Source organism: Flavobacterium sp. TN-1 (assembly GCF_052828645.1).
Genome location: NZ_CM128253.1, coordinates 219,720 through 236,023, shown reverse-complemented (window position 1 = coordinate 236,023; position 16,304 = coordinate 219,720). Strand labels below are relative to the sequence as shown.

Genomic DNA, 16,304 nt, shown 5'->3' with positions numbered 1-16,304 from the left:
TAAAACAAAAAAATAAGAGAGTAAGAAAACTAGCATTCTTTGTCAAAAATATTTAGCTCAAAAGCTATAAAAAACATACGATGAAGAGTTTGATCCTGGCTCAGGATGAACGCTAGCGGCAGGCTTAACACATGCAAGTCGAGGGGTAGAAGGAGCTTGCTCCTTTGAGACCGGCGCACGGGTGCGTAACGCGTATGCAATCTACCTTGTACAGGGGGATAGCCCAGAGAAATTTGGATTAATACCCCATAGTATTATTAAATGGCATCATTTAATTATTAAAGTTCCAACGGTACAAGATGAGCATGCGTCCCATTAGCTAGTTGGTGTGGTAACGGCACACCAAGGCGACGATGGGTAGGGGTCCTGAGAGGGAGATCCCCCACACTGGTACTGAGACACGGACCAGACTCCTACGGGAGGCAGCAGTGAGGAATATTGGTCAATGGACGCAAGTCTGAACCAGCCATGCCGCGTGCAGGATGACGGTCCTATGGATTGTAAACTGCTTTTGTACAGGAAGAAACACTCCCTTGCGAGGGAGCTTGACGGTACTGTAAGAATAAGGATCGGCTAACTCCGTGCCAGCAGCCGCGGTAATACGGAGGATCCAAGCGTTATCCGGAATCATTGGGTTTAAAGGGTCCGTAGGCGGTTTTATAAGTCAGTGGTGAAATCTGGTCGCTCAACGATCAAACGGCCATTGATACTGTAAGACTTGAATTACTTGGAAGTAACTAGAATATGTAGTGTAGCGGTGAAATGCTTAGAGATTACATGGAATACCAATTGCGAAGGCAGGTTACTACGAGTACATTGACGCTGATGGACGAAAGCGTGGGGAGCGAACAGGATTAGATACCCTGGTAGTCCACGCCGTAAACGATGGATACTAGCTGTTTGGAGCAATCTGAGTGGCTAAGCGAAAGTGATAAGTATCCCACCTGGGGAGTACGCTCGCAAGAGTGAAACTCAAAGGAATTGACGGGGGCCCGCACAAGCGGAGGAGCATGTGGTTTAATTCGATGATACGCGAGGAACCTTACCAAGGCTTAAATGGGAAACGACAGATTTGGAAACAGATCTTTCTTCGGACGTTTTTCAAGGTGCTGCATGGTTGTCGTCAGCTCGTGCCGTGAGGTGTCAGGTTAAGTCCTATAACGAGCGCAACCCCTGTTGCTAGTTGCCAGCGAGTCAAGTCGGGAACTCTAGCAAGACTGCCGGTGCAAACCGTGAGGAAGGTGGGGATGACGTCAAATCATCACGGCCCTTACGCCTTGGGCTACACACGTGCTACAATGGACGGTACAGAGAGCAGCCACTACGCAAGTAGGCGCGAATCTACAAAACCGTTCTCAGTTCGGATCGGAGTCTGCAACTCGACTCCGTGAAGCTGGATTCGCTAGTAATCGCAGATCAGCCATGCTGCGGTGAATACGTTCCCGGGCCTTGTACACACCGCCCGTCAAGCCATGGAAGCTGGGGGTACCTGAAGTCGGTGACCGCAAGGAGCTGCCTAGGGTAAAACTGGTAACTAGGGCTAAGTCGTAACAAGGTAGCCGTACCGGAAGGTGCGGCTGGAACACCTCCTTTCTAGAGACAAAAAAAAGAAAATAGACCCTTACTCTCGCTGTTAATTCAAAAAAAAAAAGACTTAAAATACAGAGTCTCGTAGCTCAGCTGGTTAGAGTACTACACTGATAATGTAGGGGTCGGCAGTTCGAGTCTGCCCGGGACTACAAGTAAATTTGAAAATTGATTAATTTGAAAATTTAAAAAAATTAAGTTTAAAAGGAAATTCTAGAAGCGAATTTTGAATTATAAATTTTAAATCATGAATTTGAAAAATAATTCAAAATATATAAATCAACATTCAAAATAGAAAAAGAATGGGGGATTAGCTCAGCTGGCTAGAGCGCCTGCCTTGCACGCAGGAGGTCATCGGTTCGACTCCGATATTCTCCACCAAATTGATTTGAAAATGAATTGATTTGAAAATTTGAAAATGAATAACATCTTCAAATTAACGAATCATCAAATCTTCAAATTGAATAAAGTTCATTGACATATTGAGATAAACATACAAACAAGTAGAAAGAACACTTTAGTAATTAGTACAGAGTGAATAGTAATTAGTCTTAGGGCTAGTCACTAATTACTAAGAACTAATCACTAAAAAAAAGAAAACAATAAGCAAAATAAGGGCGTATGGGGGATGCCTAGGCTCTCAGAGGCGAAGAAGGACGTGATAAGCTGCGAAAAGCTACGGGGATTGGCACACACGAATAGATCCGTAGATATCCCAATGGGGCAACCCAATGCATTGAAGATGCATTATCCAATAGGAGGCAAACCCGCTGAACTGAAACATCTAAGTAGGCGGAGGAGAAGAAAACAAAAGTGATTCCGTAAGTAGTGGCGAGCGAACGCGGAATAGCCCAAACCGTTGTTGTTACGGCAATAACGGGGTTGTAGGACCACAATATTTCTTATAAACAGAATTAGAATAACCTGGAAAGGTTAACCAAAGAAGGTGAAAGTCCCGTATAAGCAAAGAATATAAAGAATAGTGGTATCCTGAGTAGGGCGGGGCACGAGAAACCCTGTCTGAATCTGGCGGGACCATCCGCTAAGGCTAAATACTCCTGAGAGACCGATAGTGAACCAGTACCGTGAGGGAAAGGTGAAAAGAACCGTGAATAACGGAGTGAAAAAGAACCTGAAACCATACGCCTACAAGCGGTCGGAGCAGCATAAGCTGTGACGGCGTGCCTTTTGCATAATGAGCCTACGAGTTACCGTTACTGGCAAGGTTAAGTGATTAAGTCACGGATCCGTAGCGAAAGCGAGTCTGAATAGGGCGCTATAGTCAGTAGTGGTAGACGCGAAACCGTGTGATCTACCCATGGGCAGGATGAAGCTGTGGTAACACACAGTGGAGGTCCGAACCGGTTGACGTTGAAAAGTCTTCGGATGACCTGTGGGTAGGGGTGAAAGGCCAATCAAACTCGGAAATAGCTCGTACTCCCCGAAATGCATTTAGGTGCAGCGCTGTGGTTGAGTTATATAGAGGTAGAGCTACTGATTGGATGCGGGGGCTTCACCGCCTACCAATTCCTGACAAACTCCGAATGCTATATAATATACACAGCAGTGAGGGCTTGGGTGCTAAGGTCCAAGTCCGAGAGGGAAAGAACCCAGACCATCAGCTAAGGTCCCCAAATGTATGCTAAGTTGAACAAACGCGGTTTGATTGCATCGACAGCTAGGATGTTGGCTTGGAAGCAGCCATTCATTTAAAGAGTGCGTAACAGCTCACTAGTCGAGCGATCGAGCATGGATAATAATCGGGCATAAGCATACTACCGAAGCTATGGATTTGTACACTGTACAAGTGGTAGGGGAGCATTCTAACATCGCCGAAGGTGTCTTGTGAGAGATGCTGGAGAAGTTAGAAAAGAAAATGTAGGCATAAGTAACGATAAGGGGTGCGAGAAACACCCCCGCCGCAAAACTAAGGTTTCCGCAGCTATGCTAATCAGCTGCGGGTTAGTCGGGTCCTAAGGCGAATCCGAAAGGAACAGTCGATGGCCAACGGGTTAATATTCCCGTACTACTTATAATTGTGATGGAGCGACGCAGTGGTGAAAGTACCGCGAACTGACGGAATAGTTCGTTAAAGCACCTAACTATAGGCCCAGTAGGCAAATCCGCTGGGACTGGTGAAATGCGATAGTACTCGGAGTCTTCGGACAAAGGGATAGAGTACCTAAAGGCTGCCAAGAAAACCTTCTAAACATAGATTATAAGTACCCGTACCGTAAACCGACACAGGTAGTTGAGGAGAGTATCCTAAGGCGCTCGAGAGATTCATGGCTAAGGAATTAGGCAAAATAGACCTGTAACTTCGGGAGAAAGGTCGCCAGCGCAAGCTGGCCGCAGTGAAAAGGTCCAGGCGACTGTTTATCAAAAACACAGGGCTCTGCAAAATCGTAAGATGACGTATAGGGCCTGACACCTGCCCGGTGCTGGAAGGTTAAGAGGAGATGTTATGAGCAATCAGAAGCATTGAATTGAAGCCCCAGTAAACGGCGGCCGTAACTATAACGGTCCTAAGGTAGCGAAATTCCTTGTCGGGTAAGTTCCGACCTGCACGAATGGTGTAACGATCTGGACACTGTCTCAGCCATGAGCTCGGTGAAATTGTAGTATCGGTGAAGATGCCGATTACCCGCAGTGGGACGAAAAGACCCTGTGCACCTTTACTATAGCTTAGTATTGGTCTTGGATAAGTGATGTGTAGGATAGGTGGGAGACTATGAAATGGCGTCGCCAGGCGTTGTGGAGTCATTGTTGAAATACCACCCTTTGCTTATCTGAGATCTAACCCGCCCTTGGCGGGGACATTGCTTGGTGGGTAGTTTGACTGGGGTGGTCGCCTCCAAAAGAGTAACGGAGGCTTCTAAAGGTTCCCTCAGCACGCTTGGTAACCGTGCGTAGAGTGCAATGGCAAAAGGGAGCTTGACTGAGAGACATACAGGTCGATCAGGTACGAAAGTAGAGCATAGTGATCCGGTGGTTCCGCATGGAAGGGCCATCGCTCAAAGGATAAAAGGTACGCCGGGGATAACAGGCTGATCTCCCCCAAGAGCTCATATCGACGGGGGGGTTTGGCACCTCGATGTCGGCTCGTCACATCCTGGGGCTGGAGAAGGTCCCAAGGGTTGGGCTGTTCGCCCATTAAAGTGGCACGCGAGCTGGGTTCAGAACGTCGTGAGACAGTTCGGTCTCTATCTACTGTGGGCGTTAGAAATTTGAGTGGATCTGACTCTAGTACGAGAGGACCGAGTTGGACCAACCGCTGGTGTATCTGTTGTTCCGCCAGGAGCACCGCAGAGTAGCTACGTTGGGAAGGGATAAGCGCTGAAAGCATATAAGCGCGAAACCCACCACAAGATGAGATTTCTTTTAAGGGTCGTGGAAGATCACCACGTTGATAGGCTATAGATGTAAAGGCAGTAATGTCACAGTCAAGTAGTACTAATAACCCGTAAGCTTATTGGTGCCCCACCCAACCTCCCCAAAGGGGAGGAGCAAGGGTGGGGCGTAAAATTCTTTCCAAATTGAATATTTATCTCAATATGTTAAAATATTGGCAAGCAAAGCTTGCAGTGAAAAGTAATAAGTAACCAGTGACTAGATTTAAGCTAATCACTTCTCACTAATCACTCATCACTAAAAACCTTAAGGTGGTTATTGCGGCGGGGCTCACCTCTTCCCATTTCGAACAGAGAAGTTAAGCCCGCCTGCGTCGATGGTACTGCATACTGTGGGAGAGTAGATCGCCGCCTTTCTTTATTCTGAAAAAACAGAATTAAACATAAAAATCCCCTGCAAAACAGGGGATTTTTTATCCCAGCAAAGCAACTACGTTCCTATTATTAAAGAAAACCAAGAAAATAAAAAACTTTCAAAAAAAAGTAAAAAAACACTTGGAAATACTAAAAGAAACACTACCTTTGCAGCCGCTAAGACAATAAGTCAAAAGCGAAAAACAAAAGAAACAAGTTCATAGACATATTGGATTGACAGCACGTTTTAATAGCAATATTAAAACAAAAAAATAAGAGAGTAAGAAAACTAGCATTCTTTGTCAAAAATATTTAGCTCAAAAGCTATAAAAAACATACGATGAAGAGTTTGATCCTGGCTCAGGATGAACGCTAGCGGCAGGCTTAACACATGCAAGTCGAGGGGTAGAAGGAGCTTGCTCCTTTGAGACCGGCGCACGGGTGCGTAACGCGTATGCAATCTACCTTGTACAGGGGGATAGCCCAGAGAAATTTGGATTAATACCCCATAGTATTATTAAATGGCATCATTTAATTATTAAAGTTCCAACGGTACAAGATGAGCATGCGTCCCATTAGCTAGTTGGTGTGGTAACGGCACACCAAGGCGACGATGGGTAGGGGTCCTGAGAGGGAGATCCCCCACACTGGTACTGAGACACGGACCAGACTCCTACGGGAGGCAGCAGTGAGGAATATTGGTCAATGGACGCAAGTCTGAACCAGCCATGCCGCGTGCAGGATGACGGTCCTATGGATTGTAAACTGCTTTTGTACAGGAAGAAACACTCCCTTGCGAGGGAGCTTGACGGTACTGTAAGAATAAGGATCGGCTAACTCCGTGCCAGCAGCCGCGGTAATACGGAGGATCCAAGCGTTATCCGGAATCATTGGGTTTAAAGGGTCCGTAGGCGGTTTTATAAGTCAGTGGTGAAATCTGGTCGCTCAACGATCAAACGGCCATTGATACTGTAAGACTTGAATTACTTGGAAGTAACTAGAATATGTAGTGTAGCGGTGAAATGCTTAGAGATTACATGGAATACCAATTGCGAAGGCAGGTTACTACGAGTACATTGACGCTGATGGACGAAAGCGTGGGGAGCGAACAGGATTAGATACCCTGGTAGTCCACGCCGTAAACGATGGATACTAGCTGTTTGGAGCAATCTGAGTGGCTAAGCGAAAGTGATAAGTATCCCACCTGGGGAGTACGCTCGCAAGAGTGAAACTCAAAGGAATTGACGGGGGCCCGCACAAGCGGAGGAGCATGTGGTTTAATTCGATGATACGCGAGGAACCTTACCAAGGCTTAAATGGGAAACGACAGATTTGGAAACAGATCTTTCTTCGGACGTTTTTCAAGGTGCTGCATGGTTGTCGTCAGCTCGTGCCGTGAGGTGTCAGGTTAAGTCCTATAACGAGCGCAACCCCTGTTGCTAGTTGCCAGCGAGTCAAGTCGGGAACTCTAGCAAGACTGCCGGTGCAAACCGTGAGGAAGGTGGGGATGACGTCAAATCATCACGGCCCTTACGCCTTGGGCTACACACGTGCTACAATGGACGGTACAGAGAGCAGCCACTACGCAAGTAGGCGCGAATCTACAAAACCGTTCTCAGTTCGGATCGGAGTCTGCAACTCGACTCCGTGAAGCTGGATTCGCTAGTAATCGCAGATCAGCCATGCTGCGGTGAATACGTTCCCGGGCCTTGTACACACCGCCCGTCAAGCCATGGAAGCTGGGGGTACCTGAAGTCGGTGACCGCAAGGAGCTGCCTAGGGTAAAACTGGTAACTAGGGCTAAGTCGTAACAAGGTAGCCGTACCGGAAGGTGCGGCTGGAACACCTCCTTTCTAGAGACAAAAAAAAGAAAATAGACCCTTACTCTCGCTGTTAATTCAAAAAAAAAAAGACTTAAAATACAGAGTCTCGTAGCTCAGCTGGTTAGAGTACTACACTGATAATGTAGGGGTCGGCAGTTCGAGTCTGCCCGGGACTACAAGTAAATTTGAAAATTGATTAATTTGAAAATTTAAAAAAATTAAGTTTAAAAGGAAATTCTAGAAGCGAATTTTGAATTATAAATTTTAAATCATGAATTTGAAAAATAATTCAAAATATATAAATCAACATTCAAAATAGAAAAAGAATGGGGGATTAGCTCAGCTGGCTAGAGCGCCTGCCTTGCACGCAGGAGGTCATCGGTTCGACTCCGATATTCTCCACCAAATTGATTTGAAAATGAATTGATTTGAAAATTTGAAAATGAATAACATCTTCAAATTAACGAATCATCAAATCTTCAAATTGAATAAAGTTCATTGACATATTGAGATAAACATACAAACAAGTAGAAAGAACACTTTAGTAATTAGTACAGAGTGAATAGTAATTAGTCTTAGGGCTAGTCACTAATTACTAAGAACTAATCACTAAAAAAAAGAAAACAATAAGCAAAATAAGGGCGTATGGGGGATGCCTAGGCTCTCAGAGGCGAAGAAGGACGTGATAAGCTGCGAAAAGCTACGGGGATTGGCACACACGAATAGATCCGTAGATATCCCAATGGGGCAACCCAATGCATTGAAGATGCATTATCCAATAGGAGGCAAACCCGCTGAACTGAAACATCTAAGTAGGCGGAGGAGAAGAAAACAAAAGTGATTCCGTAAGTAGTGGCGAGCGAACGCGGAATAGCCCAAACCGTTGTTGTTACGGCAATAACGGGGTTGTAGGACCACAATATTTCTTATAAACAGAATTAGAATAACCTGGAAAGGTTAACCAAAGAAGGTGAAAGTCCCGTATAAGCAAAGAATATAAAGAATAGTGGTATCCTGAGTAGGGCGGGGCACGAGAAACCCTGTCTGAATCTGGCGGGACCATCCGCTAAGGCTAAATACTCCTGAGAGACCGATAGTGAACCAGTACCGTGAGGGAAAGGTGAAAAGAACCGTGAATAACGGAGTGAAAAAGAACCTGAAACCATACGCCTACAAGCGGTCGGAGCAGCATAAGCTGTGACGGCGTGCCTTTTGCATAATGAGCCTACGAGTTACCGTTACTGGCAAGGTTAAGTGATTAAGTCACGGATCCGTAGCGAAAGCGAGTCTGAATAGGGCGCTATAGTCAGTAGTGGTAGACGCGAAACCGTGTGATCTACCCATGGGCAGGATGAAGCTGTGGTAACACACAGTGGAGGTCCGAACCGGTTGACGTTGAAAAGTCTTCGGATGACCTGTGGGTAGGGGTGAAAGGCCAATCAAACTCGGAAATAGCTCGTACTCCCCGAAATGCATTTAGGTGCAGCGCTGTGGTTGAGTTATATAGAGGTAGAGCTACTGATTGGATGCGGGGGCTTCACCGCCTACCAATTCCTGACAAACTCCGAATGCTATATAATATACACAGCAGTGAGGGCTTGGGTGCTAAGGTCCAAGTCCGAGAGGGAAAGAACCCAGACCATCAGCTAAGGTCCCCAAATGTATGCTAAGTTGAACAAACGCGGTTTGATTGCATCGACAGCTAGGATGTTGGCTTGGAAGCAGCCATTCATTTAAAGAGTGCGTAACAGCTCACTAGTCGAGCGATCGAGCATGGATAATAATCGGGCATAAGCATACTACCGAAGCTATGGATTTGTACACTGTACAAGTGGTAGGGGAGCATTCTAACATCGCCGAAGGTGTCTTGTGAGAGATGCTGGAGAAGTTAGAAAAGAAAATGTAGGCATAAGTAACGATAAGGGGTGCGAGAAACACCCCCGCCGCAAAACTAAGGTTTCCGCAGCTATGCTAATCAGCTGCGGGTTAGTCGGGTCCTAAGGCGAATCCGAAAGGAACAGTCGATGGCCAACGGGTTAATATTCCCGTACTACTTATAATTGTGATGGAGCGACGCAGTGGTGAAAGTACCGCGAACTGACGGAATAGTTCGTTAAAGCACCTAACTATAGGCCCAGTAGGCAAATCCGCTGGGACTGGTGAAATGCGATAGTACTCGGAGTCTTCGGACAAAGGGATAGAGTACCTAAAGGCTGCCAAGAAAACCTTCTAAACATAGATTATAAGTACCCGTACCGTAAACCGACACAGGTAGTTGAGGAGAGTATCCTAAGGCGCTCGAGAGATTCATGGCTAAGGAATTAGGCAAAATAGACCTGTAACTTCGGGAGAAAGGTCGCCAGCGCAAGCTGGCCGCAGTGAAAAGGTCCAGGCGACTGTTTATCAAAAACACAGGGCTCTGCAAAATCGTAAGATGACGTATAGGGCCTGACACCTGCCCGGTGCTGGAAGGTTAAGAGGAGATGTTATGAGCAATCAGAAGCATTGAATTGAAGCCCCAGTAAACGGCGGCCGTAACTATAACGGTCCTAAGGTAGCGAAATTCCTTGTCGGGTAAGTTCCGACCTGCACGAATGGTGTAACGATCTGGACACTGTCTCAGCCATGAGCTCGGTGAAATTGTAGTATCGGTGAAGATGCCGATTACCCGCAGTGGGACGAAAAGACCCTGTGCACCTTTACTATAGCTTAGTATTGGTCTTGGATAAGTGATGTGTAGGATAGGTGGGAGACTATGAAATGGCGTCGCCAGGCGTTGTGGAGTCATTGTTGAAATACCACCCTTTGCTTATCTGAGATCTAACCCGCCCTTGGCGGGGACATTGCTTGGTGGGTAGTTTGACTGGGGTGGTCGCCTCCAAAAGAGTAACGGAGGCTTCTAAAGGTTCCCTCAGCACGCTTGGTAACCGTGCGTAGAGTGCAATGGCAAAAGGGAGCTTGACTGAGAGACATACAGGTCGATCAGGTACGAAAGTAGAGCATAGTGATCCGGTGGTTCCGCATGGAAGGGCCATCGCTCAAAGGATAAAAGGTACGCCGGGGATAACAGGCTGATCTCCCCCAAGAGCTCATATCGACGGGGGGGTTTGGCACCTCGATGTCGGCTCGTCACATCCTGGGGCTGGAGAAGGTCCCAAGGGTTGGGCTGTTCGCCCATTAAAGTGGCACGCGAGCTGGGTTCAGAACGTCGTGAGACAGTTCGGTCTCTATCTACTGTGGGCGTTAGAAATTTGAGTGGATCTGACTCTAGTACGAGAGGACCGAGTTGGACCAACCGCTGGTGTATCTGTTGTTCCGCCAGGAGCACCGCAGAGTAGCTACGTTGGGAAGGGATAAGCGCTGAAAGCATATAAGCGCGAAACCCACCACAAGATGAGATTTCTTTTAAGGGTCGTGGAAGATCACCACGTTGATAGGCTATAGATGTAAAGGCAGTAATGTCACAGTCAAGTAGTACTAATAACCCGTAAGCTTATTGGTGCCCCACCCAACCTCCCCAAAGGGGAGGAGCAAGGGTGGGGCGTAAAATTCTTTCCAAATTGAATATTTATCTCAATATGTTAAAATATTGGCAAGCAAAGCTTGCAGTGAAAAGTAATAAGTAACCAGTGACTAGATTTAAGCTAATCACTTCTCACTAATCACTCATCACTAAAAACCTTAAGGTGGTTATTGCGGCGGGGCTCACCTCTTCCCATTTCGAACAGAGAAGTTAAGCCCGCCTGCGTCGATGGTACTGCATACTGTGGGAGAGTAGATCGCCGCCTTTCTTTATTCTGAAAAAACAGAATTAAACATAAAAATCCCCTGCAAAACAGGGGATTTTTTATCCCAGCAAAGCAACTACGTTCCTATTATTAAAGAAAACCAAGAAAATAAAAAACTTTCAAAAAAAAGTAAAAAAACACTTGGAAATACTAAAAGAAACACTACCTTTGCAGCCGCTAAGACAATAAGTCAAAAGCGAAAAACAAAAGAAACAAGTTCATAGACATATTGGATTGACAGCACGTTTTAATAGCAATATTAAAACAAAAAAATAAGAGAGTAAGAAAACTAGCATTCTTTGTCAAAAATATTTAGCTCAAAAGCTATAAAAAACATACGATGAAGAGTTTGATCCTGGCTCAGGATGAACGCTAGCGGCAGGCTTAACACATGCAAGTCGAGGGGTAGAAGGAGCTTGCTCCTTTGAGACCGGCGCACGGGTGCGTAACGCGTATGCAATCTACCTTGTACAGGGGGATAGCCCAGAGAAATTTGGATTAATACCCCATAGTATTATTAAATGGCATCATTTAATTATTAAAGTTCCAACGGTACAAGATGAGCATGCGTCCCATTAGCTAGTTGGTGTGGTAACGGCACACCAAGGCGACGATGGGTAGGGGTCCTGAGAGGGAGATCCCCCACACTGGTACTGAGACACGGACCAGACTCCTACGGGAGGCAGCAGTGAGGAATATTGGTCAATGGACGCAAGTCTGAACCAGCCATGCCGCGTGCAGGATGACGGTCCTATGGATTGTAAACTGCTTTTGTACAGGAAGAAACACTCCCTTGCGAGGGAGCTTGACGGTACTGTAAGAATAAGGATCGGCTAACTCCGTGCCAGCAGCCGCGGTAATACGGAGGATCCAAGCGTTATCCGGAATCATTGGGTTTAAAGGGTCCGTAGGCGGTTTTATAAGTCAGTGGTGAAATCTGGTCGCTCAACGATCAAACGGCCATTGATACTGTAAGACTTGAATTACTTGGAAGTAACTAGAATATGTAGTGTAGCGGTGAAATGCTTAGAGATTACATGGAATACCAATTGCGAAGGCAGGTTACTACGAGTACATTGACGCTGATGGACGAAAGCGTGGGGAGCGAACAGGATTAGATACCCTGGTAGTCCACGCCGTAAACGATGGATACTAGCTGTTTGGAGCAATCTGAGTGGCTAAGCGAAAGTGATAAGTATCCCACCTGGGGAGTACGCTCGCAAGAGTGAAACTCAAAGGAATTGACGGGGGCCCGCACAAGCGGAGGAGCATGTGGTTTAATTCGATGATACGCGAGGAACCTTACCAAGGCTTAAATGGGAAACGACAGATTTGGAAACAGATCTTTCTTCGGACGTTTTTCAAGGTGCTGCATGGTTGTCGTCAGCTCGTGCCGTGAGGTGTCAGGTTAAGTCCTATAACGAGCGCAACCCCTGTTGCTAGTTGCCAGCGAGTCAAGTCGGGAACTCTAGCAAGACTGCCGGTGCAAACCGTGAGGAAGGTGGGGATGACGTCAAATCATCACGGCCCTTACGCCTTGGGCTACACACGTGCTACAATGGACGGTACAGAGAGCAGCCACTACGCAAGTAGGCGCGAATCTACAAAACCGTTCTCAGTTCGGATCGGAGTCTGCAACTCGACTCCGTGAAGCTGGATTCGCTAGTAATCGCAGATCAGCCATGCTGCGGTGAATACGTTCCCGGGCCTTGTACACACCGCCCGTCAAGCCATGGAAGCTGGGGGTACCTGAAGTCGGTGACCGCAAGGAGCTGCCTAGGGTAAAACTGGTAACTAGGGCTAAGTCGTAACAAGGTAGCCGTACCGGAAGGTGCGGCTGGAACACCTCCTTTCTAGAGACAAAAAAAAGAAAATAGACCCTTACTCTCGCTGTTAATTCAAAAAAAAAAAGACTTAAAATACAGAGTCTCGTAGCTCAGCTGGTTAGAGTACTACACTGATAATGTAGGGGTCGGCAGTTCGAGTCTGCCCGGGACTACAAGTAAATTTGAAAATTGATTAATTTGAAAATTTAAAAAAATTAAGTTTAAAAGGAAATTCTAGAAGCGAATTTTGAATTATAAATTTTAAATCATGAATTTGAAAAATAATTCAAAATATATAAATCAACATTCAAAATAGAAAAAGAATGGGGGATTAGCTCAGCTGGCTAGAGCGCCTGCCTTGCACGCAGGAGGTCATCGGTTCGACTCCGATATTCTCCACCAAATTGATTTGAAAATGAATTGATTTGAAAATTTGAAAATGAATAACATCTTCAAATTAACGAATCATCAAATCTTCAAATTGAATAAAGTTCATTGACATATTGAGATAAACATACAAACAAGTAGAAAGAACACTTTAGTAATTAGTACAGAGTGAATAGTAATTAGTCTTAGGGCTAGTCACTAATTACTAAGAACTAATCACTAAAAAAAAGAAAACAATAAGCAAAATAAGGGCGTATGGGGGATGCCTAGGCTCTCAGAGGCGAAGAAGGACGTGATAAGCTGCGAAAAGCTACGGGGATTGGCACACACGAATAGATCCGTAGATATCCCAATGGGGCAACCCAATGCATTGAAGATGCATTATCCAATAGGAGGCAAACCCGCTGAACTGAAACATCTAAGTAGGCGGAGGAGAAGAAAACAAAAGTGATTCCGTAAGTAGTGGCGAGCGAACGCGGAATAGCCCAAACCGTTGTTGTTACGGCAATAACGGGGTTGTAGGACCACAATATTTCTTATAAACAGAATTAGAATAACCTGGAAAGGTTAACCAAAGAAGGTGAAAGTCCCGTATAAGCAAAGAATATAAAGAATAGTGGTATCCTGAGTAGGGCGGGGCACGAGAAACCCTGTCTGAATCTGGCGGGACCATCCGCTAAGGCTAAATACTCCTGAGAGACCGATAGTGAACCAGTACCGTGAGGGAAAGGTGAAAAGAACCGTGAATAACGGAGTGAAAAAGAACCTGAAACCATACGCCTACAAGCGGTCGGAGCAGCATAAGCTGTGACGGCGTGCCTTTTGCATAATGAGCCTACGAGTTACCGTTACTGGCAAGGTTAAGTGATTAAGTCACGGATCCGTAGCGAAAGCGAGTCTGAATAGGGCGCTATAGTCAGTAGTGGTAGACGCGAAACCGTGTGATCTACCCATGGGCAGGATGAAGCTGTGGTAACACACAGTGGAGGTCCGAACCGGTTGACGTTGAAAAGTCTTCGGATGACCTGTGGGTAGGGGTGAAAGGCCAATCAAACTCGGAAATAGCTCGTACTCCCCGAAATGCATTTAGGTGCAGCGCTGTGGTTGAGTTATATAGAGGTAGAGCTACTGATTGGATGCGGGGGCTTCACCGCCTACCAATTCCTGACAAACTCCGAATGCTATATAATATACACAGCAGTGAGGGCTTGGGTGCTAAGGTCCAAGTCCGAGAGGGAAAGAACCCAGACCATCAGCTAAGGTCCCCAAATGTATGCTAAGTTGAACAAACGCGGTTTGATTGCATCGACAGCTAGGATGTTGGCTTGGAAGCAGCCATTCATTTAAAGAGTGCGTAACAGCTCACTAGTCGAGCGATCGAGCATGGATAATAATCGGGCATAAGCATACTACCGAAGCTATGGATTTGTACACTGTACAAGTGGTAGGGGAGCATTCTAACATCGCCGAAGGTGTCTTGTGAGAGATGCTGGAGAAGTTAGAAAAGAAAATGTAGGCATAAGTAACGATAAGGGGTGCGAGAAACACCCCCGCCGCAAAACTAAGGTTTCCGCAGCTATGCTAATCAGCTGCGGGTTAGTCGGGTCCTAAGGCGAATCCGAAAGGAACAGTCGATGGCCAACGGGTTAATATTCCCGTACTACTTATAATTGTGATGGAGCGACGCAGTGGTGAAAGTACCGCGAACTGACGGAATAGTTCGTTAAAGCACCTAACTATAGGCCCAGTAGGCAAATCCGCTGGGACTGGTGAAATGCGATAGTACTCGGAGTCTTCGGACAAAGGGATAGAGTACCTAAAGGCTGCCAAGAAAACCTTCTAAACATAGATTATAAGTACCCGTACCGTAAACCGACACAGGTAGTTGAGGAGAGTATCCTAAGGCGCTCGAGAGATTCATGGCTAAGGAATTAGGCAAAATAGACCTGTAACTTCGGGAGAAAGGTCGCCAGCGCAAGCTGGCCGCAGTGAAAAGGTCCAGGCGACTGTTTATCAAAAACACAGGGCTCTGCAAAATCGTAAGATGACGTATAGGGCCTGACACCTGCCCGGTGCTGGAAGGTTAAGAGGAGATGTTATGAGCAATCAGAAGCATTGAATTGAAGCCCCAGTAAACGGCGGCCGTAACTATAACGGTCCTAAGGTAGCGAAATTCCTTGTCGGGTAAGTTCCGACCTGCACGAATGGTGTAACGATCTGGACACTGTCTCAGCCATGAGCTCGGTGAAATTGTAGTATCGGTGAAGATGCCGATTACCCGCAGTGGGACGAAAAGACCCTGTGCACCTTTACTATAGCTTAGTATTGGTCTTGGATAAGTGATGTGTAGGATAGGTGGGAGACTATGAAATGGCGTCGCCAGGCGTTGTGGAGTCATTGTTGAAATACCACCCTTTGCTTATCTGAGATCTAACCCGCCCTTGGCGGGGACATTGCTTGGTGGGTAGTTTGACTGGGGTGGTCGCCTCCAAAAGAGTAACGGAGGCTTCTAAAGGTTCCCTCAGCACGCTTGGTAACCGTGCGTAGAGTGCAATGGCAAAAGGGAGCTTGACTGAGAGACATACAGGTCGATCAGGTACGAAAGTAGAGCATAGTGATCCGGTGGTTCCGCATGGAAGGGCCATCGCTCAAAGGATAAAAGGTACGCCGGGGATAACAGGCTGATCTCCCCCAAGAGCTCATATCGACGGGGGGGTTTGGCACCTCGATGTCGGCTCGTCACATCCTGGGGCTGGAGAAGGTCCCAAGGGTTGGGCTGTTCGCCCATTAAAGTGGCACGCGAGCTGGGTTCAGAACGTCGTGAGACAGTTCGGTCTCTATCTACTGTGGGCGTTAGAAATTTGAGTGGATCTGACTCTAGTACGAGAGGACCGAGTTGGACCAACCGCTGGTGTATCTGTTGTTCCGCCAGGAGCACCGCAGAGTAGCTACGTTGGGAAGGGATAAGCGCTGAAAGCATATAAGCGCGAAACCCACCACAAGATGAGATTTCTTTTAAGGGTCGTGGAAGATCACCACGTTGATAGGCTATAGATGTAAAGGCAGTAATGTCACAGTCAAGTAGTACTAATAACCCGTAAGCTTATTGGTGCCCCACCCAACCTCCCC

Annotated in this window: 6 tRNA genes and 8 rRNA genes; all 14 read left to right on the top strand. The window is 46.5% G+C overall.

The features are described from left to right. The first annotated feature begins 77 nt into the window (after positions 1 to 77). The 14 genes from ACUXZJ_RS00920 to ACUXZJ_RS00855 all read left to right on the top strand — a co-directional run bounded on the left by ACUXZJ_RS00920 (position 78) and on the right by ACUXZJ_RS00855 (position 16,286). Positions 78 to 1,593, top strand: a 16S ribosomal RNA gene (locus tag ACUXZJ_RS00920). A 72-nt stretch (positions 1,594 to 1,665) separates the two neighbouring features. After that, positions 1,666 to 1,739 (top strand) — tRNA-Ile (locus ACUXZJ_RS00915). Positions 1,740 to 1,891: 152 nt separating this feature from the next. Further along, positions 1,892 to 1,968 (top strand) — tRNA-Ala (locus ACUXZJ_RS00910). Positions 1,969 to 2,187: 219 nt separating this feature from the next. Continuing rightward, positions 2,188 to 5,064: ribosomal RNA gene (locus tag ACUXZJ_RS00905) — 23S ribosomal RNA — on the top strand. Between the two features lie 181 nt (positions 5,065 to 5,245). Continuing rightward, positions 5,246 to 5,354: ribosomal RNA gene (gene rrf, locus ACUXZJ_RS00900) — 5S ribosomal RNA — on the top strand. Between the two features lie 334 nt (positions 5,355 to 5,688). Continuing rightward, a 16S ribosomal RNA gene (locus tag ACUXZJ_RS00895) occupies positions 5,689 to 7,204 on the top strand. Positions 7,205 to 7,276: 72 nt separating this feature from the next. Continuing rightward, positions 7,277 to 7,350: transfer RNA gene (locus ACUXZJ_RS00890), tRNA-Ile, on the top strand. Positions 7,351 to 7,502: 152 nt separating this feature from the next. Beyond that, positions 7,503 to 7,579, top strand: a tRNA-Ala gene (locus tag ACUXZJ_RS00885). 219 nt (positions 7,580 to 7,798) lie between these two features. Next, positions 7,799 to 10,675 (top strand): 23S ribosomal RNA (locus tag ACUXZJ_RS00880). A gap of 181 nt (positions 10,676 to 10,856) precedes the next feature. Then, positions 10,857 to 10,965, top strand: a 5S ribosomal RNA gene (gene rrf / locus ACUXZJ_RS00875). 334 nt (positions 10,966 to 11,299) lie between these two features. Beyond that, positions 11,300 to 12,815, top strand: a 16S ribosomal RNA gene (locus ACUXZJ_RS00870). A 72-nt stretch (positions 12,816 to 12,887) separates the two neighbouring features. Next, a tRNA-Ile gene (locus tag ACUXZJ_RS00865) sits at positions 12,888 to 12,961 on the top strand. Between the two features lie 152 nt (positions 12,962 to 13,113). Beyond that, positions 13,114 to 13,190 (top strand) — tRNA-Ala (locus ACUXZJ_RS00860). Between the two features lie 219 nt (positions 13,191 to 13,409). Continuing rightward, positions 13,410 to 16,286 (top strand): 23S ribosomal RNA (locus tag ACUXZJ_RS00855). The 16S, 23S and 5S rRNA genes sit together here with 6 tRNA genes alongside, the layout of an rRNA operon. Positions 16,287 to 16,304: the final 18 nt, after the last annotated feature.